We start from the raw sequence: 21,246 nt of genomic DNA on the forward strand, positions 1-21,246 counted from the left end.
GGGCGTCGGCGGCGCTGCGTAGAGAACTCAACCCCTGGGCACCGTAGCCTCGGCGGCTTTGCCGTCGAAGGAGCGGGATGCCCAAGCAACGAATGTCTCTACCCATGATCAAGGATGTCATCCGCCTGAAGTGGCACGCCCAGCTCTCTTACGAGCAGATCGCCACTACCCTCAAGGTCTCCAAAGGCGTCGTCGCCAAGTACGTCAGCCTGGCCACAGTCGCCGGCCTGGACTGGGAGAGCGTGCAGCATTGGAACGAGCGGCAGCTCTCGAGCGCGCTGCTTCCCCGGGCCTCCACCTCGCAGCCCTTCGTCGAACCCGACTGGGGCCGCATTCATCGGGAGCTCGACCGCAAGGGCATGACGCTCATGCTGCTGTGGCAGGAGTACGTGGCCGCCCATCCCGATGGCCGCACCTGGCGCTACACGCAGTTCTGCGAGCACTACAAGGAGTTCGCCCGCACGCTCAAGCGCTCCATGCGCCAACACCGGCGCGCCGGCGAGAAGCTGTTTATCGACTTCGCCGGCCCCACCGTGCCACTGAGTGACGGCGCCCGCGCCCAGGTGTTCGTCTCGGCCATGGCCGCCTCCAGTTACGTCTTCGCCTGCGCCACCCCGGCCCAGCGCCTGGATGACTGGATCGACTGCATGGTGCGTGCGTTGCACTTCTACGGCGGTGTGCCGCAGTTGATCGTGCCGGACAACGCACGCGCGGTCATCGCCTCGCCCGACCGCTACGAACCACGCGCTAACGACACCGTGCTCGACTTCGCCCGCTACTACGGTACCTCGGTGCTGGCCGCCCGCCCACGAACCCCAAGGGATAAGGCCACTGCCGAGTCTTCAGTGCAAGTCGTCACCCGTTGGGTGCTGGCGCGGCTGCGCCACCATCGCTTCGACACCGTCGCCCAGGTCGATACCGCCATCACCGAGCTGCTATCGAGCGTGAACGACCGGCCGTTCCAGAAGCTGCCCGGCAGCCGCGCCAGCGTGTTCGCCGAACTGGATGCGCCGGCTCTGATGGCGCTGCCGCGCCAACCCTATGAGCTTGCCCGCTTCAAGACGGTGAAGGTCCACATCGACTACCACGTCGAGCTGGAGGGCCACCGCTACAGCGTGCCTCACGCGCTCGTCGGCCAGACCCTGGAGGCGCGCCTCACCCGCCACGGCGTAGAGCTGCTGCTGCGCGGCCAGCGCGTGGCCGCCCACGCCCGCAACGAGCGCCGCGGCGGCTACACCACGGTGGAGGCCCACATGCCCGCTGCCCACCGCGCCCACCTGGAGTGGACGCCTCAGCGTCTGATCGATTGGGGGCAACGCATCGGCATGGCCTGCGGCGAACTCATCACCCGGCTGCTGCAGACCTACAAGCATCCCGAGCACGGCTACCGCTCCTGCCTGGGACTGCTGAACCTGTCGCGCCGATATGGCGAGGCACGGCTGGAGGCGGCCTGCGAGCGGGCCCTCGCACTGGGCGCCTTCCGCTACCGCCATGTGCGCGACCTGCTGGCCAACAACCGTGACCAGGTGCCGCTGAATGCCGAAGCCGAATGGACCAGTCCGACGCACGCCAACCTGCGCGGACCGGGCTACTACCAGTGAGGACGACCGACCTCACCAGCCCAGAGCCCACCATGAACTCATCCAATCCATTGCACCCACACGCCATGCTCAACAACGCCACCCTGACCCAACTGCGCGCACTCAAGCTGCAGGGCTTTGCCGACGCCTTGCAGCAGCAGCAAGAACAGGCCGACTGCCTGAACCTGTCGTTCGACGAGCGACTGGCCCTGCTGGTCGAGCGCGAGGTCTATGCCCGAGGTGACCGCAAGCGGGCCCGGCTGCTGCAGCGTGCCCAGCTGAAGTACCCCACGGCTACCTTGGAGGACGCCAGCTTCGAGGCGGTGCGCGGCATCGACAGGTCCACCTTGATGGGCGTCGCACTGTCGACCTGGATCGAGCGGGGCGAGACGCTGACCTTCGCCGGCGCCACCGGGCTGGGCAAGACGTGGTTGGCCTGCGCGCTGGCCCAGTACGCCTGTCGCCAGGGGCACTCGGCGCTGTACTTGAGGGTGCCACGTCTGGCCGAGGAGCTTCGCATCCTCCACGGCGCAGGCACCTTCCGACGTTGGCTCGAACAGCTTGCCAAGGTCGACGTGTTGATCCTGGACGATTGGGGAACGGGTCCGATGGACAGTGTCACCCGGGGTGACCTGCTGGAGGTCATTGATGACCGGGTGGGCCACCGCGCGACGATCATCACGCACCAGTTGCCCATCGAGCATTGGCACGCCTGGCTGGGCGACGCCACCATCGCAGACGCCATCCTCGACCGATTGATGCAAAGCTGCCGGCGCTTCAATCTCGAGGGCGAGTCGCGTCGCACAGGCAAGGCCGCGCGGGCAGCAGCCAAGTCAACAAAGGCAGTTCAGGAGGCCAGCCAATGATCTGATCGAATCTGACCCCCTAAACTCTGCCCCCTGCGCAGCACCGCCATCGACCTGGGCGGTCACGATCACCGAAACGCGTGGTCACGTTGCCGAAATGACGCCGAATTCACCCCTCGGCGTGCCGGTCACGATGGGCCGAAATGGGCGGTCACGTTCGCCGAAATACGCACGGAGCCGCCCCGTTGTTCCCCAATCTGTCTTGCAAACTGTCGAGAAGGTGCTCTGCTCGATGAAGTAAGCAGTACGCCGCACAGAGATGATGTCCACATGACCTCGAGCGCTCACTGACCGTCAACGTGATTAAGAAGGCCCCTGGTCGCTTTGGGCGCCCTGACAGACCATCGCGACCTCCGGCAGAATCCGGCCAGAACCGGGCGTTCACCGCGTCGGGCAAAATTCGGCCAGGAACAGTCGTTGAAGGCGGTGGCACTGATACTGGAGCAGTTGATTGCAAAAGCACCAGAGAAAGAAGCGCGGCATGCCACGTGATTTGGTTGCGGCTCTCGTCGTCGTCACATTTGGCTTAGCTGGCGTACTTTTCACCCTCTATGGCGACAAGTGGTTTGGCTCACCTGCGCAGCGATGCCATGATTCTTGTGCCACTCAAAGCAAGGAGGGTGTGATGGCTCTTGTGTATCCAAGGACAATGACAGGCTCTAAGGATGGCCCTCGCGAATGCCATTGCCGTTGAGATCAACCGTAGCTGAGCCACTGCTTTCTGGTGTCGTTTCTCGCCGCGTCTGGTCCAACGCTCTGAGCACCTTTGCGGCTTCAGTCGGCCAGAACCGGCCGCTCGCTGACGCGCCTCAATTGCCGGCGGATTCAACCGGTCGATGCAACGGTCTGGCTGAACATCTCAGCCGGGGTCTGGAAGCCGAGAGTTTTTCTCGGCCTCTCGTTCAATTGTCTCGCCAGGGCGTTGAGCTTGGCTTGTGAGTAGCTTGAGATGTCTATGCCCTTGGGCAGGTACTGCCTGAGCAGACCGTTCGTGTTCTCGTTGCTGCCGCGTTGCCAAGGGCTGCGTGGATCACAGAAGTAGACCTGGATGTCTGTTGCCAGCGTGAAGCGCTTGTGTCCGGCCATCTCTTTGCCTCGATCCCATGTCAGCGATTTGTAGAGCTCTTGAGGAAGCTTTCGAGCGTTCTTGATCAAGGCGTTGACGACCGTCTCGGTGTCCTTGCCACCCACTTTCACGAGCATGACGTACCGCGTCTGACGCTCAACCAGCGTTGCGATCTGGCTGTTGTGGCTGCCGAAGACCAAGTCTCCTTCCCAGTGACCAGGCACCGCGCGATCCTCTATGGATGCGGGCCGTTCGCTGATGGAGACGGCGCCAACGATCTGCCCGTGGGTGTCGGTCTTCTGAGTGTGATGCCGAGACCGGCGCATGCCGCGCGTGCGTCTCAGATGCTGCAACAGTTCCTTCTTCAAGGCACCACGCGCTTGAATGAAAAGGCTGCGGTAGATGGTCTCGTGTGACACGTGTTGGCTCTCGTCGCATGGATAAGTATGCTTGAGCCACCCGGCGATTTGTTCCGGCGACCACAGCAGCCGAAGCTTGTCAGTCACGATTTGCGCCAGAGCTCTGTTTACCGCCAGCCTGCACTGCTTGGGGCGAAGCGCACGATTCCAAGCAGCGCCCTCCGCTTCGGTCGCCCGGTAGTTGGATCGCCCCCCATTGCGCTTGATCTCGCGGCTAATCGTTGATGGCGCTCGCCCGAGCAGGGCAGCAATTGCGCGAATTGATTGGCCGGCCACCACGGCGCGAGAGATCCCTTCTCTCTCGGCCAAGGTCAGCGCTCTTACAGAACGGCTGCGCGGCGGTGGTCGAAAGCCGCCAGTGCGGGACAGAATTCCCTGCACCGACGTGTGCGCCCGATTGAACAGCTGCGCAATCTGATGGAGCGTCCACCCCTGCTTCCATCGCTCCCACATCAATGCTTTTTGGCTGTCCGTGTAGTAGGTTCGCGTCCGGTACTTCATCTGCAACACTCCTTCTGCGTACGCAGCAATCAGTGTGTTGCATCGACCGGTTGAATCCGCCCTCATAAGCAGACTTTCGAAACGGTTAGGGAGGGATTCAATGGCGATCACGATGTATTGTTGGCGCTGCAAGGCTGACATGCCCATGCTGACCGAGGAAGAATGGCAAGCAGTCAACCCGATCAGCTACATCGAGCAGGTGAAGAGATATCGAGAAGAGACGGGATGCACATTGGCGGAGGCGCAGAAAGCCGGTCTTGGCTATCTATCGTTGGCCGCATATGAGCGAATCACCGGTTTCAAGGAGACGAATCCCAATGCTCTTCTCCACCACAGGATGAGTCTTTACGGCCCACCGTGCCATGAATGCGGTAAACCGCTTCGCACGCCGGCTGCAAGTTTCTGCGCCTCATGTAGTGCGGAACAGCTACGCTGACGTTCCGCACGGCTGCTGCTCTTGCGCGAAGCACAGGTCGGCAACGGGTTCGTAGCGGCGGCAGCGCGACCGGCTACAGTCGGCCAGAACCAGCCGTTTGTCGTGACGGCACGATGTAGATCAAGAGCGGACAGTCACTATGGATGAAGTAGAAGCGCTATCGAAAGCCATCGAGATGGGCCGTTCCCGCTGGGGCGACACACTACCGACCTTTTGGTGGAGTCTTGAAGGCGGCGAATGGAATGTGACATTTGATTCTGAAGTGACGTTCCGATTTCGTCAGAGCGATGGCCAGCTGATTGACGATACCGATGGTTTGGATGCAGTGGCAGCCTTTCTCGCGGCAAGAAGCCACGCCCTGCGCGAGGGCCTCCGATGGGGCCCCGCTTTTTCTATCGGCCGCAAATCTGGGGAATGGTATGTTGGTGCTCGGCAGTCCCAATTGGGAGGCCAGATCTCTATTGTCGTCAGCGCTGACGGCTCAATAAAGTCGACGTCTGTCAATCCGAAGTAGAGGCGACTGTCGGCCAGAACCGGCCGCTCGTTGCCGAGGCAGAATTTGCTCAGGAGCGGACACTTCCTGAATCATTGACCTGAAGTACCACCCAGACCACACCATGCCCAGCGAAAAGCCCGGTCTATCCTGCCCTTGCTGTCGACATCTCACTCTGGCGGAGCGAGGCGGCTTCGAAATCTGCCCCGTATGCTTTTGGGAAGACGATGGACAAGATGATGATGCGACGGTGGTTCGCGGTGGCCCGAATGGCAGTCTCAGTTTGAAGCAAGCGCGGGAGAACTTCAAAGCGTGCGGCGCAAGTGACCCGCGCTTTCTGCACAGTGTGCGGCAGCCTTTCATGTCCGAGCGTGCCTGACTACTTGCGGCACAGTGGGCCAATAGCAGAGCGCTGACGCGTGGCCGTGCCATACAAACATATGAGCAGCAGAATCACTCAAGTCGCTTTGTTTCTCGTCTCCGCTTGTTTCCTGCCGCAGGTAGCGGCACAAGATTTCCGCAGTCTGTTCGCAGCAGAGTCGGCCTTGTCGGTAGCAATGCTGTCTCGCGGGAGCATCTGCACTGAATTGGGTCGATTTGCGAGTGCCACCGATGAAAAGAGGTCTGCGGGTATGAGTTTGGAGGAACTTCGTTTGGGACTCGACAAGGCGATGGCGAATCCGGAGGTTCCGGACTTCTCAAGGGAGTTGGTAGCGCTGGTCGCAATGGACGTGTTCACTCATCCTCGTCCGCCAGGAACGGCAGTTGGAGACGAAGTGACCTTGGCATGCAACACTCAACTTACCGAGCAGATCATCATCAAGTCTGCTGCGCCCATGTCCGAGTCGGAGAGGGAAGCGCTGAAGGTGGTCATGAGCAAGGACTACGTTCCCTTGGGCATGCCAAATGCAAGCCGCAAGTAGGCCCAAGCTCATTGAGTGAAACACCTGCAGTCGGCCATAGGCAGGCTTCTATGCTTGCCTTCCAAGGGTGAAGACGCTGTGCACTTCAGTCAATCTGAACTGGATCCGATGAGCACGGTGGCTTCAGTTGGAGAAGTAAAGAGAAATGCGAAATCCCAAAACACGGGATAGGCAGGATGCCATTCGGGCAATGTGAACCGCTCGATCGTGATCGAACCTTGGGCCGTGGCATTGATCTGCGAGGTCAATCCGGATATCGCCTCTTGAAAGACAGGGGCTTGCAATGCCGCTGGCGCTGGGCCCACACCGCTGTCGCCCACGTAGGTGAGCGAGCCGCGCACCTCGGAAATGACGTCCGCCGCCGTCACTTGCTGAAACTCGCCGACCATTACGCTGGACTTGCCAAACGCATCGCAAATAAGCTGGCTCGACGATGTCTCACCGCTGCGAGGAATTCGATAGGTCTGCAGGAAAACAGAATAATTCCGAGCGCCCTGGTTGAGGCAGTCGGCGATCGTTATCAATGTTTGCTGCTGAATGTGCATTTGGACGATGTTAGCGAGCGGCGATCAGCGGCCAGCGTGAGCAACTTAAGGTCAGCTATGGAGCAGACGGAAAGACTGCAACGGGCCCTGAGCCGCCGGTCACATTTCTCCAAAGCGGTCATCGCTCTCCACCGAAATTAACCGCCATCAGCAGCAATCGACGTGTTGCGCGCAATCCTCGTCGGGCCACTGATGATGCAGATACTCAAGCCGATTTTGAACATCGTCGGTGATCTCTATCCAGTGTCGTATCCCTCCTCGGGTCAGAACTTCGTGAAGCCGAGATATGTTTGTTCGCAAAACTGCACCTGTAGCCGCGGTTCCCTCAATGCTCACAAGGTCATCCGTATCCCATTCGAACTCGAAGGTCAGACATTCGAACTCTGAGACGGTGATGCTGTAGTTGCGCTCTTCAACTTCAAGACCGAGAGCCCCTAGCTTTTCCGAGAATTGGTGTTGATCTATGCAGCCCGAGCACTCTCCGTGTGCGAAGCGACGACCACTAGTCCGGATGTCAGCATTGGTTTTGGCTTTCGCCACCATTGCTGGCGCGGGAACGACTGTTGTCGGCGAGGCCGCCGTGACTTTTTTGAATGGCCACATATGCGAGGCTCGTAACAGTTAAAGAGGCGCAGCGAATGACCTGTCTTGGCCGGTTCGATCACGTCAGCCCCTGGCATCGTTGCGGGTGCATGCATAAGCCACCCGGCGTAGCCGAGGAAACCGCCAAGCGTCCCAAGTAGACACTGAGGCTATTTGTTTGAAGCCACGAGTGAGGCAGATACTGCTTTGAGTTGCTTCAACATTTCTGGCAACTCATCAGGGCTCTTTCGCAACCAAACAGCCGTATAGCCAAGACGCACACCCTTGATGATGGTCGGCCCGCCAACGGTCATAACGTAGTCAAGCCCTCGGCTTCCATCCTGCGCCGCGCCGACCGTAACTACGCTGACATATGCAGCACTCTCGTCGACTCCAACCACACCAAAGTTCTGCACCGCCTGATCGCCAGCACCGAATTGCCTGACTCGCTTCATGGCGCGCTCAATGCCCTCTTCGGCTGCGATGCCCTTGCCCATCCCCTTGGCGAGCAGTTGGACATACTGCTGGCGAGTGACCTCGTCGTGTACGTAAATTACGCCCTTCGGTGCAGTTGCCGCCACCGTCACATACGAGTTGTATCCACCACGATAGCCAGCGCTGCCGTCGCGAACGCGGGCAAGTTCTTTGCACTCAACGAAATAGAAGAGGAGCTTGTTGTCAGCGCCCATCCCAAACGCGATGCGGTCAAAGCCCTCTTTTTCGTCCTTAGTTGCGCCTGCTACGCAGTAGCCAGCCGGCGTCGGAATGTTCAGAGTTCGGCCACCAAGCGTTACTTGCTCAGCCCCAGCGGTAACGGCTGCAGAGCAAAGAAAAAGTAGTGTCGCGAGTTTGTAGAGCATCTGTGGGGCGGATTGTTTAAGCAGTCGGCTTTATTGATACGAAGCGAGCTTCTGACCGTGCTCGAAAACGTCCGGTTGCGCCCGATTATTGCGGAGGAGCAAGTCGTGCGCACGCAAATTGGCTCGGCAAGCCGAAGGACCGCTCCTGGCCGACTGTAGCCGGTCGCGCTCCCGTCGTGAACGAACCCTGAGCAGAAGTCGCCGCTACTCAAAAACGGATGCACCGCCGGGCTATTTGATCGGCTGTATCGCGTGAGTTGCTATGCAGGGACTATGGTCTCACCGTGGCACTCCGGGCACTCCTCGAACGCCGCACTCCGGCGCCCACTCACTTCTCGCTCCACGCAAATGGAGCCTCGGCCGCCGCAGTCGGGGCAGATCTGAAAGCCAAACTGTGGAGTCTGGTTGCCGCTGCGAACAGCCGCGATGAAGAGCCGGCGGCGAATGGCCTCTTTCGTATCAGGCAGGCTCAATGGGTGCTCCTAACGTGAACAACGCAATAGTCCGGCTGTGACCGCATCCCGCCCCTAGTCATAGGCAACCACGGCGGCATGGGTTGGCAGTTCGGCTCGCATCCTGGCAAGGCACTCACGGAGCTGCTTGGCATCACGCGGATGGCGGTCTGCGAAGTCGGCCCAGCCGGCAAATCGCAGCCGGTGCGGCATTTCCACCAACCCTGCGATTGCGTCCCAGAAGGCGTCCCAGTTCCGGCCGTACCACCCTGGAAAGTCGAGCGCGGTCATTAGCCGATTCTGAAGTTCGAGCGAGCTTCTCACGTCGCTCAGCTCTACCGTCACCTCGTCTTTACGCGCCACCATGCCGTTCCAATCTCCTCATTTCTGACACAACTGTGAGCCGCTATCGAAGGTCGGCTTGTGGCCGACTGTAGCCGTTGCTCAGGACGGGCGAAGCGCAGCAAGTCGCTCTTTGATTTCGGGGTCAGCAAGCGGCTGCCAGGATGTTTCGTAGCTCACTCCCTTGAGCTTGATAGCGATGCTCCAGACGAGATTGTCACCCTCGCCGGGAGCGTCGGCGCCAAGGTTCGGAAGCATCTCTAGGCAGCGATACAACCGCGCGATGCAGTCAGCGGAAGACATGGGAAGCGGTCGTCTATCGCTAACGGCCCAGTACAACACCGCCGCAGCCGAGTACCAGAACTCCTTCCTGGCTGGCCTAGCCAAAAATAACATCAGCTCCGCAAGCGTCGCGTCCCAGCCTGCCTGTGAGGCAAAAGCCGTGACCTCTCGCTCCAGGTCGAACGCATCGTCCTCGGCGTCGCGGACAAATAGGTGCAGCAGAGCATCCATCTTGTTACTTATGGGTTGGTGAGGCGACCGACCGCTTCTGGCCGACTGTAGCCGGTCGCGCCGCCGTCGTGAACGGGCCCTGAGCCGTCTTACGCTTTGCTCCGAAGCAGTCAGTCGCAGCCGCGTTTGCTGAGAGGCAAGGCTTGGCATCACAAGCCCATTTCATCGACATGCTTCAGGATGAAAACCACTGAGACGACGATCGTGATCAAAAGCAGGCTGAGAAACAGCAGGCGGATCGGAGGGTTGAAACGGGGCTCTTCGGAAGACAGGTGGACGATGGGAAATCCAGCCTCCGGCCTCTTGGCACCCTGAGCGAGAAGTTGCCGGATCACTGTGCGCGAGCACCTGCCCCACAGCGCGAACTTCAATGCGGTCATCTGATCGTCTGATCGTTCATGCTCGACATTCGCGCCTGCAGCCATAAGTCTCAACGCCACCGTGCTTCTGCCTCGAGAACAGGCATGCATCAGTGGCGTCATTTCAATGTTGTCGAGTGCATTGAGGTCGGCCCCTTGGTCGATCAGGTAGCCGACGGCAGGTAGATGACCGGCATCGGCGGCTGCGTGCAAGGCGGTCTGTTTGTAATGCGTGTGCTGCGCATCGATTGGGACACCTTGCTGCAGAAGTGAAGCGATGAGTGGGACTTCTCCCGCAGCGCCGGCGGCGACGATTCGATTCGCCGGCGGATCGCCCGGCACATAGAGGATCAATTCCATTCGTGATGTGCTACGGCTGGTTAGTAGGTTAGGCAGAAGGTCACGCGTCCTATGTCCGCTGCTGGCCGACTGTAGCCGGTCGCGCTGCCACGGCGAAAGGGCTCAAAGCGGACGTACAACGGCGGCCTACCTGAGTGCGTGGGTGCGGCTACGCTGAACAACTTCAACCACTGCTGCTCTGTCTCAGCCTTTATGCGCCCCGGGACGTCCAGCGACGGCCGACGTGCCACCAGGCTCAGGCTTCGTCGGCCTCGTGCCACCTACTGCGGGTTGCACATGCCAGGGAGGCATGCCTCAGACATTTGGGGGGTAAGGAGCAGTTGCTTCAAAACGCTCACCTACGAGCGACTTGGACATCCCGCGCGGCAAACGCCGCATCCATCTGTCGCGCCCGGTTGACCTCGTCGCCATGCAGATAGAGCGAGGTGGTCGTGATCGACGCGTGACGCAGGTTGTCGCGCACGGTTATCAGCTCGGCTCCTCGCGCCAGCGCATGGGTCGCGTGGGTGTGACGCATCCAGTGCGGGCTGGCGCGACGAAGCTTTTCCGCGAGCGCAGGACTGTCCGCCTCAATGACCTCTGCGACCTGCGTGAAAAATCGTCGCATGACGTTCCAGATGCGCGTCGCAGTGATGCCGGCATCGCTGTCCGGGTCCAGGCTCCCGACGAGAGGCGTTTTCGGGTTCCATCGGGACGGCGTCGTCGTCAGCTGCCGCTGCATGAGATATCGATCCAAAGCGGAACGCGCCAGGGACGGGAGGGCCACCTTGCCAATCTTGCCGCCCTTGCTCATCAGCCGAAGCCAATGATCGCCGTGGCCGTCGGTCTCGAGCTGACCGAGCCTCGCGCTGACCAGTTCGCCAATGCGCAACCCCGTCGCGTAGGAGAAGTCCAGCACAAAGCGCAAGCGTTGCGCGGCGGCCGGTTCCCAGCCATACATCCATTCCAAGCCAACAGCTACGGCCTGCACGATCCCCCACTCCCCTTCACTGAAGACCCGCGTGAGGGCCGAAGACTCAGTGGACGAGGCCCCGCGAACCTTGATGCCCGCAAAAGGATTGGCCAGCACGTAGCGTTGCTGGATCAGCCAGCGGAACAATGCACCAGCCACGGACAGCGCGTACCGCAGCTCGATACGGGCTTGTTCAACCTCGCCGTTTTCCGCCCGCGTGAAGCTGAGGCGCCGCTCGACCAGGATGAAATGCAAGGGTTCTCGCTGCGCGGGCGGTGTCGGACCGGGCGCATCCGTGGAAGGCGCTCTGGCGCTGACTGCCAAGACGACGATGGCCGGTGTACCCAGGTATGGCGCATCCCAGGAGGCGTAGTGCGCGTGCTGTTCCTCTGAGCCCTTGATCAAGACCTTGGCCAAAGTCAGATCGGAGGCTATGTCGGGCGTGCTATTTGCTGCTTGCATATGTCGGGCGTGTACCCAATGAAGTGTGTCACCGGCACGCAGACGACCGAATGCGAAGTCGTGCGGCAAGGCGAAAAACGCTTGACGATTCAATTTGATTCACCTAGATTCGCATGAATCAAAATGAATCGCTCATATGGCAACCCGCTTTGTTCCCTCCCTGCAAGAAATTCTCTACCGGTTGGTAGGCGCGGCGACGGACGCTTCGCTGAAGCAGCCGGCATCCGCAAACCCTGGTCGTTTTCCTGTCGTCGTTCGTCCGGAGACGCGGGCGTTCCTAGAGGCGCAAGCCGCATACCTGGGTGGCTCCATTGCCGGGGTGGCTGGGGCCATTCTTGATGGCGTTGCCATGGCCACGCAGGGGCGCGACAGCGGGGCCGCGGCGCTGCGAGGGGTCGCAGAGCGCTTCGGCATCCTGATCAAAGAGCACGACCTGTCTTTCCCTGCGGCGGTGGAAGCGCTATCCGATCTCGGCATTACGCTCGCGGATCTGGCTTCGGTGGAGTCGCTGCAGCTCAAGCTATCGTCTCCTGTGCTGCGCAGCGTTGCAGAGCGCTTCTATGTCGAATATGACTGGCTGGCTGGCAAGGGAGATCAGGTCTTCCGACCCACGCCGCATTGTTGGTACAAGTCGATGGAGGTTGCAGCAGAGAAGCTGGTCGAGGCCAAGCATTCCTGCACCGAGACAGAGTTGACGTTGTTCATCAAGCAAGGCGCCGATCTTGAAATGGTCGACGACAGTCACGACTGGAGCCGGCAACCGCACTTTCTACCGATGCTGACTCGCAGCAAGGCGCTGCCAGGTGGAGAAACCCTCCAGACATTCGAAGCCTGGGACGAGGGGCGCTGGTCATACCAGCCGTGCCGAGAGCACATCAAGCTCGTAGTCTATTTTGCGTACCACCTCGGCATCTACGTCAACGGCAGGCACCTTGCGCCCGCAGACTATGACCTTCTGATCAACGGTGAGGCCTTGCCCGCCACAGTCATTGGGCGCAATCCGCGCCACATCTCGTGGCACCCGGACGACTATGTGATTCCGGAGTCTGCCGTTGCTAAGGAGACCAAGGAATGGGCCCGCATTGTTGCAACGCAAGAGTATTCAAAGACCTTCCAGTACTTCAGAGAGCTTCTGCATCGCGAAGGAGTTGAGTCATGAAAATCTTTTTGGAGGCCGACTTCACAAAGGGGAGTGGTGCCTTTAGATGGGAAGGGGTGACCACCCGTCGACTCAGGCGACTGATGGGGTCAGCCATCGTCATCGTGGGTGCCATCACGCTCTTCGCTTTTCCGCGCTTTTAGAGGGTGCGCATCGACGCCGCATTTGCAGGCGTCGATGCTCAGAAATTGAGCACAAAAGAATGCGAAAAATTCATTTCATTTTCTGTGTCACAAAAATCCGATCCTTTCATTTTCCGTGGCACAAACAAGCCTCCGCTGTGCCACAGAAAATGAAAACCCCCTTATAAATCAACGGGTCTGATTTCACATATGTTGGCACCCGTCACTAGGCGCGCGTTTTCTTTGGCGTGGGACCAGCGTCCGTCGCCGACTCTTCATCGCGCAGCCGCCGCCACAGCGTGGCGCGGCTGATGCCGAGCACGGCGCAGGCCTTGGCCTGGTCGCCCTGCACCGATTGAAGCACCTCGCGCACGCGACGTAGTTCAGCGGCGCGGCGCGCACCCTTCAGCAGGCGCTCGCGCACGGGCGCCGGGCGAGCTTGGGTGCATTCGGGAAACACCTCCAGCAGACGGGCCCGGTCCAGGTTGCCGGCGGGCGCCAGGTAGCTGTGGCAAGCCAGCAGGCGCTCGACCAGGTTCTCCAGCTCGCGCACGTTGCCGGGCCAACCGTAGCCCGCGGCCAGTTCCAGCAAAGCGGCGAGCCAGGCCGATGCCTGTGCTGCCGGTACGCCAGCCCTGCCGGCGCGGCGGCCCATCAGTTCGGCAGCCAGGAGCGCGATGTCGGCTTCGCGATCGCGCAGGGGAGGCATCTCGATGCGCAGCACCGCGAGCCGGTAGTACAGGTCGCGCCGGAAGAGGCCGCGCTCCACCTGGGATGCGAGGTCGGCATGGGTGGCCGCGATCACGCGCAGGTCCACCGGCACGGCAGCGGTCGCCCCGAGGCGAAGCACCTCCCGCTCCTGCAGCACGCGCAGCAGCCGGGTCTGCAGCGCCAGCGGCATGTCGCCGATCTCGTCGAGAAACAGAGTGCCCGTGTGGGCGGCCTCGACCAGGCCTGTCTTGCCGCCGCGCCGCGCGCCAGTGAAGGCGCCTTCCTCGTAGCCGAACAGCTCACTCTCCAGCAGGCTCTCGCCCAGGGCGGCGCAGTTCACGGCCAGGAACGGCTGCGTCGCTCGCCGGCTGGCGGTATGAATGCCCTGCGCCACGAGCTCCTTGCCGGTGCCGCTCTCCCCAACGATAAGGACCGTGGCCTCGCTTGATGCGCATTGCGCGGCAAGCTCGCGCACGCGCTGCGCCAGGGGGCTGTTGCCTGTGAATGCCTCAAGCCGGTATCGCGTGGGCGCGCCCCGCTGCCGCTGGTTGGCGCGCAGGTGGCGGTCCGCGCGCTGGATCACCGCCGGGTCGCGGCACACGAGCAGCGCGCCGGTGACCTCGCCGCCTTCCATGACGGGCGCGCGCCGGACCACCAACGTACGCATGCCGATTTGCAGCACCTCCTCGGCCGGGGCCTCGCGCAGGCGCAGCGTGGCGCCGAGGTCCAGCACGGGCTCCACTTCGCCCAGCACGCGGCCCGCTAGTTCCTGGACGGAGGCTCCCAGCAGTTCCGCCATGACCGGGTTCAGCGCCTCGATGCGCTGCTGCAAGTCCACCGCGACCACGCCGTCCTGCAGCTGGCCGAGGACAGTGTTTAGCCGTTCATGGCGCGCCCGCTCGGCAAGGCTGTGGCGCGCAAGATGGATGGCGTCCTGAAGCGCCTGGCGCACGGCATCGTCCGAATACATCAGCACGCTGGCGATGCCGGCTTGCTCGGCCAGGTCGGCGACCAGGCCAGGCGCGACCACTGCCTGGACGCCAGCCGCGCGCAGCGCCTCCACGCAGGCGGGGGCATCGTCGGCGCCCCGATAGCTGAACTGGGCAATGCCCATGCCGAACAGGGCGTCGAGCTGCGCCAGATGCTCCGAGGGACCGTCGAACGACACGAGCCCCACCCGGGGCGAGAGGGCGCGCGCGGCCGCCAGCGCACGCATCAGGTCGAAGCCGCGTACCTCCACCATGGCCACCGGGATGTCCAGATGCTGGCGCAGCCATTCGCCGCTGGCACCTGCCGCCACCACCGCGTCGACCGGTGCGCGCGCATGCAGTTCGCGCACCGCTTCGACGGCCTCGTCGAAGGCAAGACCTACCAGTTCGATTTGCGCCTGCGCCGCCACCTCGGGTACCAGTCGCACCAGCACGCGGCCCAGTCGGTGGCGAGCTACGGCCACGATGCGAGGCCGGCGAGGCGCGGCGGACGAATGGGCAGGTGGCAGGACGAGTGCGTTCATTCGACGGATTTTATGATTTCAAAAGTGAAATGAATTTGAAACATCGCGCGTGGACGGACTGCCGAGGAAAGTCATAAATTCCTTTTGGATCAATGACTTATATCCAACGACTTGCGAATCCGGTCTATGGCATAGCGCTTGCGCACCCTGGATAAGACCCCCGTGGTCTTGTTTTCCCAAATAACCAGGAGCCAACCGTGAACTTCCGTCGCCTTTCTGCAGTGACATGCGCAACCGCCGCCGCCCTGGCTTGCACGCTATCTCTGAGCGTCCAGGCACAGACATGGCCCACCAAGCCGATCCGGCTGGTCGTGCCGTTCTCTGCGGGCGGTGCCAACGACCTGATGGCGCGCGCCGCGGCCGAAGGAGCATCGAAGCAACTGGGCCAGCCGGTGATCATCGACAACAAGCCCGGTGCGGGCGCCATCCTCGGCGCCGACGTGGTCGCCAAGAGCGCGCCCGACGGTTACACCTTCCTGGTGAGCGCGGCCGGCGTGGTGTCGAACAGCATGATCAAGAAGAACATGCCCTACAAAGACGAGGCACTGGTGCCGGTGGCCATGATCGCGCTGGCGCCCTCGGTGGTGGTGGTGCCGGCCAATGCGCCCTACAAGGATCTGAAGGAGTTCGTCGCCGCGTCGAAGAAGGCTGGCAACGGCTTCCACTGGGCCACGGCGGGTACGGGCAGCACGCCGCATTTCGTCGAAGGCATTCTCGAGACGAAATACGGCAGCAAGCTCGACGTGGTGCCCTACAAGAGCGGCTCGGAGTCGATCACCGCGGTGCTCGGCAACCAGGTCGAGGCGACGTCGGAGGCCAGCATCGTGGTGCTGCCGTACATCAAGAGCGGCAAGCTCAAGGCACTGGCAGGCACGTGGACGCAGCGCATCTCGGCCTACCCCGAGCTGCCGACGGCGACTGAAGAGGGCTTTCCCGAGATCCGCATCGCGCACTGGGCCGGCGTGCATGCGCCGCGCGGCACACCTGACGCCATCCTCGACAAGATGGCCGCTGCGATCGACGCAGCCATGAAGTCGCCGGAGACGGCCAAGCGCCTGAAGGACATGGGCATCGAGCCCATCGGCGGCACGCGTGCGAGCTTCACCAAGTTCGTCGACGAAGAACGCGCAAGGCTCGGTGGCGTCGTGAAGGCCACCGGCATGAAGGAAGACTGAGAACCCCATGAGCACGACCAACGAATCTCCGAAGAAAACCCTGCGCCGGTTGGCCGAGGCACGCCGCGGCGTGCTGGTGCCGGGCGCGTTCAACGCGATGTCGGCACGCGTGATCGAAGACCTCGGCTTCGAGGCGATCTACATCACCGGTGCGGGCGTCACCAACATGTACCTCGGCCTGCCCGACCAGGCCTTCATGGGCCTGCACGAGATCGCCGAGCACACGGCGCGCATCCGCGACGCGGTGAACCTGCCGCTGCTGGTCGACGCCGACACCGGCTTCGGCAATGCGCTGAACGTGCGCCACACGGTGCGCGTGCTCGAGCGGGCGGGGGCAGACTGCATCCAGCTCGAAGACCAGGTCAGCCCCAAGCGCTGCGGCCACTTCTCGGGCAAGGCGGTGATCGACACCGACGAGATGCTCGGCAAGATCAAGGCAGCTGTCGACGCCCGGCAGGACAGCGACCTGCTCGTCATGGCCCGCACCGACGCGGCCGCCGTGCACGGCTTCGAGGCCGCCATCGAGCGCGCGCAGAAGTTCAGCGAGGCCGGCGCCGACATCCTGTTCGTCGAAGCCGTGACGCTGGCCGACGAAGTGCGTGCGATGCCGCAACGCTTGAACAAGCCGCAGCTCATGAACATGGTGATCGGCGGCAAGACGCCGACCTTCGGCGCGCAGGAGCTGGGCGCGCTGGGCTACGGCTTCGTGCTGTACGCCAACGCAGCCTTGCAGGGCGCGGTGGCCGGCATGCAGAAGGCGCTCACCGCCTTGCGGGACGACAAGCGCCTGGAGGAAGATCCCGCGCTGGTAGCCCCTTTCGCCGAGCGCCAGCGCCTCGTCGGCAAACCCCAATGGGACGCGCTCGAGCGTCTCTACATCTAGGTCCAGGCAGTGCCATGAACAGGCTTTCAACCGCGGAGATCCAGCGATCGGCGCTGCTGGTCATGGACTACCAGCCCGGCATCCTGGGCTTCCTTCCTGATCCGGCAACGCTGTTCACGAAGGTCATGCCGGTGCAGCAGTTGATGCGCTCGCGAGGCGCGAAGGTGGGCTTCGTGCGCGTGGCTTTCGATGCGGCCGACCTCGAGCGCTTTCCCGGGCACAGCGCCATGGGCGTGCGCGTCAAAGCGGCGGGCGCCCATATGCATCTCGACTCCCCATCGACTGCCGTCCATCCGGATTTGGGCGTCGCGCCGGGCGACATCATTGTTCGCAAGACGCGGGTGGGCGCCTTCTCGACGACCGACCTTCACGCCCAGTTGCAGCGCGCGGGCATCGAGACCCTGGTGCTCGCCGGCGTACACACCAGTGGCGTGGTGCTTTCCACGGTTCGCGAGGCGCACGACCTCGACTATCGGGTCATCGTCCTGTCGGACGCGTGCGCCGATCCGGATGCCAAGGTGAACGAGTTCCTGTTGCGCGAGATCTTTCCAAGACAGGCGACCGTGGCCACTACGGCGGAGTTTTGCGAAGCGATTTCGCCTTAGCTTCGGGCGCCGCGGACACGTCCTGCCGGGCGCTTGTCATTGGAGGTGCAGAGTCGAGACCTGCGAGCCTTCGGTGCAGGGGCCGTCTGAATATTCGGCCGTGCCGGAAGGCGTGACGCACTTGGTCACCGTAGAGCGAGCAGGCGCTGCCGCTACTGGCAACACATCGGAAGGGGTGGATGGCGAGGCCGGCAAGGCGGATGCCCGAACGGGCAGGGCAGCCGAACTCGCCGGTAGTGCATCGCCGGAGCGAGCGGTCGCCGGCGGCTGCCGAACGACCGCAGGGACCACGACCGCCTGGACAGGCGCTCGCGCCGCGCGCTCCCTCAGCAAGTCCGTCAGTGCCACGTAGAAGAGGAACACCGCCAGCAACGCCAACGCCAGGCACGGCGCCCAATAGCGTTGCGACCCGAGGCCGGTTTCCGGCCGCCCGCTCAGTGCCGCGGCCATGCCAGGCCCCCGCTCTGCAACGTCCCCGCCCGCCGGGCGTCCACTTTCTTGAACTCTTCGATCGTCGATTCGAGGGTCATGGCTGAAGCTCTGTGTATCCGTTCAGCAGTTCATATCGCGCGCCGCGATGCACCGCTGTAGGCGCGCACCCCTGCACGTTTACGGATTCAGACGCCAAAACGCCGCATGACTCGGCGAAAAGCACGGATCAGGGTTTCCGTGAGGTCTGCTAATAAAAGTAGCCCGCACGCGCGTCACACGGCCGTCATCAGCTATGAAAACAATAGCATTCAGTTCCAATCCGAAGATCGTTCCTCGTAAACGCTATATCTAGCCCGACTCTTGCTAAGCAAAATCCTCGACGGATTTCACGTCACGCAAGATCGAGGACCACACAGCAATGAACCCTACGCGTCTCCGCCGGCCCCTGGCCGCGCTGGTATTGGGCGGTACAGCAGCATTCCTCGGGGCCGTGACTTCGGCCCATGCGTTCTCGAACCCGCCCATCCAGGTGGCGCAGGGCATCGAATACATGTGCGGTGGCGCCGCCAGGGATGAAGCCGCATTCATGGAAATGGTGTCGCCGCGCTGGGCCGCGACCATCGAATTCGGCGTGAGCGACGGCAAGGGCGCGCAGGTGGCTGGCTTTCCGGCCAAGGCCCTGATCGAGGTGCGCCAGAAATACACCGGCCAGGTCGTGATGGACGTGCAGTCGCAAGGCCCCTACATGCTGGCGCGCCTCAATCCGGGCGCCTATGACGTGAACGTGACGCTCGGCGGTCTCACGCTGACGCAGTCGCTGGTGGTGATTGCCGGCATGCCGGCGCGCACGTCGTTCGTCTGGCCGTCGAATTTCGACATGGCTTCGGTGACGCCGGCGCTGCCGCAGACGCAGGCCCTCGCGCAAACTTCCGCCGCCCGCTGAGCGGTCGGCCGCTCCGCTACCTGGCCTGGCGGGCCGGTCAGCCTTTCCTAAGCCACGCGCCGCACAGTGGCACCGTGGCTTCGCCACGACGACCAGGAAAGGATCCAGACCATGACCCCCCGTTTTCCATCATCGCGCACGATGCGGCCGCTGGCGGCCGCGGTGTTCTGCGGCGCCGTTCTGCTCGGCGCGCTTTCGTCTGCGCAAGCGGCGGTGAACCCGCCGATCTACATGGCGCACGGCGTCGAGTACATGAGCGGCGGCATCGGCAGCGACGAGGCCCAGTTGATGGAGACGGTGTCGCCGCGCTGGCCCGCCACCTTCGAGTTCGCTGTCAAGGACAGCAAAGGCGCCGACTTCGCGGCCAATGTGCACGTGACGGTGCGCGACAGCAGCGGTGTCGCGCTGCTCGACAACGTGGTGTCGGGCGGCCCGTTCATGGTGGCGCGGCTGGACCCGGGCAACTACGAGGTCGAGGCGCGACTCGGCAGCCAGGTGCTGAAGCAACCGCTGCACGTTTTGCAGGGCGCGCCGACCAAGGCGACCTTCGTCTGGCCGGCGGGCACCGACATGGCTTCGGCCAGCACGCGCACGGTGCAGTAGCGCGGCGAAAGTGGGCGCCGGCACCGCATCCGGCCGGCACCCGCTTTGTTAACTCCACCAGGCCACAACGCCTGCTATCCGGGCGCCTTGCGCTATAGAAAAAATAGCGATTGCGGCGTCTCCCGGTATCTTGAATGCGCGGCATGCGCCTTGCAGGTGGTGTATCCCGGGCAGTGCCCGAACCCATTGCCCCGATGCCGATCCGTCCCCTGAGCGCCCTGACCGCGCTGTTGCATGTCTATATAGCGCTGCGCCTGCTGCCCGCGCTGGCCATGCTCACGCCCGCATGGCCGTTGGCGCTGCTCGCGCTGGTGGTGTCGGCGGTGACGATTCCGCTGCCTTTTGCATCGCGCCGCATCGGGCGCGACGCATCGGCGGGCGAGGTACTCAAGTGGGTCGGCCTGATCAGCATGGGCTGGTTCTCGTCGATGTTCGTGCTGACGCTGGTGCGCGATGCGGGCCTGCTGCTGACCTGGCTCGCGAGTGCGCTGGGCGGCGTGCAGGTGCACTGGAACGCCCTGCAGCCATGGAGCGCGCTGGCGGTGCTGACGATGGCCACGGCCACGTCGGTAATCGGTTTTCTCAATGCGCGCCGAACGGCCAGCGTGAAGCGGGTGGACGTGCCCATCCAGGGCCTGCCGCAGGCGCTCGAAGGCTTCACCATCGCGCAGCTCAGCGACATCCACGTGGGGCCGACGATCCGCAGCGCCTACCTCCAGCGCATCGTCGACGCGGTGAACCGCCTCGGCGCCGACGCCATCGCGATCACCGGCGACCTGGTCGACGGCACGGTGCCGGAACTGCGCGAGCACATCGCGCCGCTGGCCGGGCTGCGCGCGCGCCACGGCACCTTTGTGGTCACGGGCAACCACGAGTACTACGCGGGCGCGCATGCCTGGATCGATGAGCTGCGTCGGCTGGGCCTGAAGGTGCTGCTCAATGAACACGTGGTGCTGCAGACGCGCAACGTGCGCGGCGCGCAGACCGACGAAGAACTGTTCGAAAGCGCGCTGGTGCTGGCCGGCGTGACCGACTTCACCGCCGGGCATTTCGACGCCGCGCATGCCAGCGATCCACACCTGGCGCTGCATGACGCACCGCCGCTGGTGCACACGCGCGTGCTGCTCGCGCACCAGCCGCGCAGCGCGGTGCTGGCTGCAGCTGCCGGCTACCAGCTGCAGCTGTCGGGCCACACGCACGGCGGCCAGTTCTTTCCGTGGAACCTGTTCGTGCCGATGCAGCAGCCCTTTACGGCGGGCCTGCACCGACTGCACGACATGTGGGTGTACGTGAGCCGGGGCACCGGCTACTGGGGCCCGCCGAAGCGCTTTGGCGCGCCTTCTGAAATCACTCTGCTGACGCTGGTACCGGCAAAGCCCTGAGGGGCTT

At 62.8% G+C, this 21,246-nt stretch carries 23 protein-coding genes and 1 pseudogene; 14 read left to right on the top strand and 10 right to left on the bottom strand.

From position 1 onward, the window contains the following. Positions 1–77: 77 nt before the first annotated feature. Together istA and istB are read left to right on the top strand one after the other, a co-directional pair. Positions 78–1,601 carry an IS21 family transposase gene (gene istA, locus ACTG4X_RS00840; protein ID WP_440532735.1) on the top strand — a complete coding sequence of 508 codons (1,524 nt, stop codon included), beginning with the start codon at positions 78–80 and terminating at the stop codon, positions 1,599–1,601. A gap of 65 nt (positions 1,602–1,666) precedes the next feature. Further along, positions 1,667–2,446: an IS21-like element helper ATPase IstB gene (istB, locus tag ACTG4X_RS00845; protein ID WP_440532734.1), complete on the top strand. Its 780-nt coding sequence runs from the start codon at positions 1,667–1,669 to the stop codon at positions 2,444–2,446. Positions 2,447–3,271: 825 nt separating this feature from the next. Here the strand turns inward: istB and ACTG4X_RS00850 are convergent. Then, a complete protein-coding gene (locus tag ACTG4X_RS00850; protein ID WP_354337951.1) occupies positions 3,272–4,432 on the bottom strand; it encodes an IS30 family transposase in 1,161 nt (386 codons plus the stop codon). A gap of 100 nt (positions 4,433–4,532) precedes the next feature. On the opposite strand from ACTG4X_RS00850, the gene ACTG4X_RS00855 reads away from it, so the two are divergent. The 4 genes from ACTG4X_RS00855 to ACTG4X_RS00870 all read left to right on the top strand — a co-directional run bounded on the left by ACTG4X_RS00855 (position 4,533) and on the right by ACTG4X_RS00870 (position 6,284). Further along, positions 4,533–4,868 carry a hypothetical protein gene (locus ACTG4X_RS00855; RefSeq protein ID WP_440533066.1) on the top strand — a complete coding sequence of 112 codons (336 nt, stop codon included), beginning with the start codon at positions 4,533–4,535 and terminating at the stop codon, positions 4,866–4,868. A gap of 139 nt (positions 4,869–5,007) precedes the next feature. Continuing rightward, positions 5,008–5,382 (top strand): hypothetical protein, encoded by a 375-nt coding sequence (locus ACTG4X_RS00860; protein ID WP_440533067.1) that lies wholly within the window; start codon positions 5,008–5,010, stop codon positions 5,380–5,382. Between the two features lie 103 nt (positions 5,383–5,485). After that, positions 5,486–5,740: a CPCC family cysteine-rich protein gene (locus ACTG4X_RS00865; RefSeq protein WP_440533068.1), complete on the top strand. Its 255-nt coding sequence runs from the start codon at positions 5,486–5,488 to the stop codon at positions 5,738–5,740. A 61-nt stretch (positions 5,741–5,801) separates the two neighbouring features. After that, entirely contained in the window at positions 5,802–6,284 is a 483-nt protein-coding gene (locus ACTG4X_RS00870) for a hypothetical protein (protein ID WP_440533069.1), read from the top strand. An 89-nt stretch (positions 6,285–6,373) separates the two neighbouring features. On the opposite strand, the gene ACTG4X_RS00875 is transcribed toward ACTG4X_RS00870, so the two are convergent. The 7 genes and pseudogenes from ACTG4X_RS00875 to ACTG4X_RS00905 form a co-directional block, all read right to left on the bottom strand. Next, on the bottom strand, positions 6,374–6,829 hold the full coding sequence (locus ACTG4X_RS00875) for a hypothetical protein (protein WP_440533070.1): 456 nt from the start codon (positions 6,827–6,829) through the stop codon (positions 6,374–6,376). Positions 6,830–6,976: 147 nt separating this feature from the next. Continuing rightward, on the bottom strand, positions 6,977–7,432 hold the full coding sequence (locus tag ACTG4X_RS00880) for a hypothetical protein (protein WP_440533071.1): 456 nt from the start codon (positions 7,430–7,432) through the stop codon (positions 6,977–6,979). A gap of 149 nt (positions 7,433–7,581) precedes the next feature. Continuing rightward, positions 7,582–8,271 (bottom strand): hypothetical protein, encoded by a 690-nt coding sequence (locus ACTG4X_RS00885; RefSeq protein WP_440533072.1) that lies wholly within the window; start codon positions 8,269–8,271, stop codon positions 7,582–7,584. Between the two features lie 527 nt (positions 8,272–8,798). After that, a complete protein-coding gene (locus ACTG4X_RS00890) occupies positions 8,799–9,014 on the bottom strand; it encodes a barstar family protein (protein ID WP_440533073.1) in 216 nt (71 codons plus the stop codon). A 153-nt stretch (positions 9,015–9,167) separates the two neighbouring features. Continuing rightward, the gene (locus tag ACTG4X_RS00895) at positions 9,168–9,578 is read right to left on the bottom strand and encodes a hypothetical protein (protein WP_093083024.1); all 411 of its coding nucleotides are present in this window, start codon (positions 9,576–9,578) and stop codon (positions 9,168–9,170) included. A gap of 149 nt (positions 9,579–9,727) precedes the next feature. Continuing rightward, a complete protein-coding gene (locus ACTG4X_RS00900) occupies positions 9,728–10,297 on the bottom strand; it encodes an ankyrin repeat domain-containing protein (RefSeq protein WP_440533074.1) in 570 nt (189 codons plus the stop codon). A 334-nt stretch (positions 10,298–10,631) separates the two neighbouring features. Continuing rightward, positions 10,632–11,420: pseudogene (locus ACTG4X_RS00905) on the bottom strand (tyrosine-type recombinase/integrase); the annotation flags it as partial. Between the two features lie 427 nt (positions 11,421–11,847). Between ACTG4X_RS00905 and ACTG4X_RS00910 the strand changes: the two are divergent. After that, positions 11,848–12,870 carry a hypothetical protein gene (locus tag ACTG4X_RS00910; RefSeq protein WP_125950222.1) on the top strand — a complete coding sequence of 341 codons (1,023 nt, stop codon included), beginning with the start codon at positions 11,848–11,850 and terminating at the stop codon, positions 12,868–12,870. Beyond that, positions 12,867–13,013 (top strand): hypothetical protein, encoded by a 147-nt coding sequence (locus ACTG4X_RS00915; protein WP_298704825.1) that lies wholly within the window; start codon positions 12,867–12,869, stop codon positions 13,011–13,013. Before ACTG4X_RS00910 ends, ACTG4X_RS00915 begins: the two co-directional genes overlap by 4 nt. Positions 13,014–13,218: 205 nt before the next feature. Here the strand turns inward: ACTG4X_RS00915 and prpR are convergent, their stop codons facing one another. Continuing rightward, positions 13,219–15,216 carry a propionate catabolism operon regulatory protein PrpR gene (prpR, locus tag ACTG4X_RS00920; RefSeq protein WP_440533075.1) on the bottom strand — a complete coding sequence of 666 codons (1,998 nt, stop codon included), beginning with the start codon at positions 15,214–15,216 and terminating at the stop codon, positions 13,219–13,221. Positions 15,217–15,437: 221 nt separating this feature from the next. Between prpR and ACTG4X_RS00925 the strand changes: the two genes are divergently transcribed. From ACTG4X_RS00925 to ACTG4X_RS00935, 3 genes are read left to right on the top strand one after another with little or no spacing between them, the layout of a single operon-like run. Then, the gene (locus ACTG4X_RS00925; RefSeq protein WP_093057153.1) at positions 15,438–16,391 is read left to right on the top strand and encodes a tripartite tricarboxylate transporter substrate binding protein; all 954 of its coding nucleotides are present in this window, start codon (positions 15,438–15,440) and stop codon (positions 16,389–16,391) included. Positions 16,392–16,398: 7 nt separating this feature from the next. Further along, the gene (locus ACTG4X_RS00930) at positions 16,399–17,274 is read left to right on the top strand and encodes an isocitrate lyase/PEP mutase family protein (protein WP_093174637.1); all 876 of its coding nucleotides are present in this window, start codon (positions 16,399–16,401) and stop codon (positions 17,272–17,274) included. Positions 17,275–17,288: 14 nt separating this feature from the next. Continuing rightward, on the top strand, positions 17,289–17,879 hold the full coding sequence (locus ACTG4X_RS00935; protein ID WP_440533076.1) for a cysteine hydrolase family protein: 591 nt from the start codon (positions 17,289–17,291) through the stop codon (positions 17,877–17,879). A gap of 36 nt (positions 17,880–17,915) precedes the next feature. Here the strand turns inward: ACTG4X_RS00935 and ACTG4X_RS00940 are convergent, their stop codons facing one another. After that, a complete protein-coding gene (locus ACTG4X_RS00940; protein ID WP_440533077.1) occupies positions 17,916–18,329 on the bottom strand; it encodes a DUF4124 domain-containing protein in 414 nt (137 codons plus the stop codon). 400 nt (positions 18,330–18,729) lie between these two features. On the opposite strand from ACTG4X_RS00940, the gene ACTG4X_RS00945 reads away from it, so the two are divergent. From ACTG4X_RS00945 to ACTG4X_RS00955, 3 genes are all read left to right on the top strand, one after another. Continuing rightward, positions 18,730–19,254: a hypothetical protein gene (locus ACTG4X_RS00945; RefSeq protein ID WP_093057146.1), complete on the top strand. Its 525-nt coding sequence runs from the start codon at positions 18,730–18,732 to the stop codon at positions 19,252–19,254. Positions 19,255–19,365: 111 nt separating this feature from the next. Continuing rightward, positions 19,366–19,857 carry a hypothetical protein gene (locus tag ACTG4X_RS00950; protein WP_440533078.1) on the top strand — a complete coding sequence of 164 codons (492 nt, stop codon included), beginning with the start codon at positions 19,366–19,368 and terminating at the stop codon, positions 19,855–19,857. A 134-nt stretch (positions 19,858–19,991) separates the two neighbouring features. Next, positions 19,992–21,239, top strand: a complete 1,248-nt coding sequence (locus ACTG4X_RS00955) for a metallophosphoesterase (protein ID WP_440533079.1) — start codon at positions 19,992–19,994, stop codon at positions 21,237–21,239. Positions 21,240–21,246 lie beyond the last annotated feature (7 nt).

It is taken from the genome of Variovorax sp. YR566, assembly GCF_051992195.1.
Taxonomy (GTDB): Bacteria; Pseudomonadota; Gammaproteobacteria; order Burkholderiales; family Burkholderiaceae_C; genus Variovorax.

Bases quoted from the DNA above. Each gene is read 5' to 3' on its own strand.
- istA (WP_440532735.1), top strand. From the start codon at position 78: ATGCCCAAGCAACGAATGTCTCTACCCATGATCAAGGATGTCATCCGC.
- istB (WP_440532734.1), top strand. From the start codon at position 1,667: ATGCTCAACAACGCCACCCTGACCCAACTGCGCGCACTCAAGCTGCAG.
- ACTG4X_RS00850 (WP_354337951.1), bottom strand. From the start codon at position 4,432: ATGAAGTACCGGACGCGAACCTACTACACGGACAGCCAAAAAGCATTG.
- ACTG4X_RS00855 (WP_440533066.1), top strand. From the start codon at position 4,533: ATGGCGATCACGATGTATTGTTGGCGCTGCAAGGCTGACATGCCCATG.
- ACTG4X_RS00860 (WP_440533067.1), top strand. From the start codon at position 5,008: ATGGATGAAGTAGAAGCGCTATCGAAAGCCATCGAGATGGGCCGTTCC.
- ACTG4X_RS00865 (WP_440533068.1), top strand. From the start codon at position 5,486: ATGCCCAGCGAAAAGCCCGGTCTATCCTGCCCTTGCTGTCGACATCTC.
- ACTG4X_RS00870 (WP_440533069.1), top strand. From the start codon at position 5,802: ATGAGCAGCAGAATCACTCAAGTCGCTTTGTTTCTCGTCTCCGCTTGT.
- ACTG4X_RS00875 (WP_440533070.1), bottom strand. From the start codon at position 6,829: ATGCACATTCAGCAGCAAACATTGATAACGATCGCCGACTGCCTCAAC.
- ACTG4X_RS00880 (WP_440533071.1), bottom strand. From the start codon at position 7,432: ATGTGGCCATTCAAAAAAGTCACGGCGGCCTCGCCGACAACAGTCGTT.
- ACTG4X_RS00885 (WP_440533072.1), bottom strand. From the start codon at position 8,271: ATGCTCTACAAACTCGCGACACTACTTTTTCTTTGCTCTGCAGCCGTT.
- ACTG4X_RS00890 (WP_440533073.1), bottom strand. From the start codon at position 9,014: ATGACCGCGCTCGACTTTCCAGGGTGGTACGGCCGGAACTGGGACGCC.
- ACTG4X_RS00895 (WP_093083024.1), bottom strand. From the start codon at position 9,578: ATGGATGCTCTGCTGCACCTATTTGTCCGCGACGCCGAGGACGATGCG.
- ACTG4X_RS00900 (WP_440533074.1), bottom strand. From the start codon at position 10,297: ATGGAATTGATCCTCTATGTGCCGGGCGATCCGCCGGCGAATCGAATC.
- ACTG4X_RS00910 (WP_125950222.1), top strand. From the start codon at position 11,848: ATGGCAACCCGCTTTGTTCCCTCCCTGCAAGAAATTCTCTACCGGTTG.
- ACTG4X_RS00915 (WP_298704825.1), top strand. From the start codon at position 12,867: ATGAAAATCTTTTTGGAGGCCGACTTCACAAAGGGGAGTGGTGCCTTT.
- prpR (WP_440533075.1), bottom strand. From the start codon at position 15,216: ATGAACGCACTCGTCCTGCCACCTGCCCATTCGTCCGCCGCGCCTCGC.
- ACTG4X_RS00930 (WP_093174637.1), top strand. From the start codon at position 16,399: ATGAGCACGACCAACGAATCTCCGAAGAAAACCCTGCGCCGGTTGGCC.
- ACTG4X_RS00935 (WP_440533076.1), top strand. From the start codon at position 17,289: ATGAACAGGCTTTCAACCGCGGAGATCCAGCGATCGGCGCTGCTGGTC.
- ACTG4X_RS00940 (WP_440533077.1), bottom strand. From the start codon at position 18,329: ATGGCCGCGGCACTGAGCGGGCGGCCGGAAACCGGCCTCGGGTCGCAA.
- ACTG4X_RS00945 (WP_093057146.1), top strand. From the start codon at position 18,730: ATGAACCCTACGCGTCTCCGCCGGCCCCTGGCCGCGCTGGTATTGGGC.
- ACTG4X_RS00950 (WP_440533078.1), top strand. From the start codon at position 19,366: ATGACCCCCCGTTTTCCATCATCGCGCACGATGCGGCCGCTGGCGGCC.
- ACTG4X_RS00955 (WP_440533079.1), top strand. From the start codon at position 19,992: ATGCGCGGCATGCGCCTTGCAGGTGGTGTATCCCGGGCAGTGCCCGAA.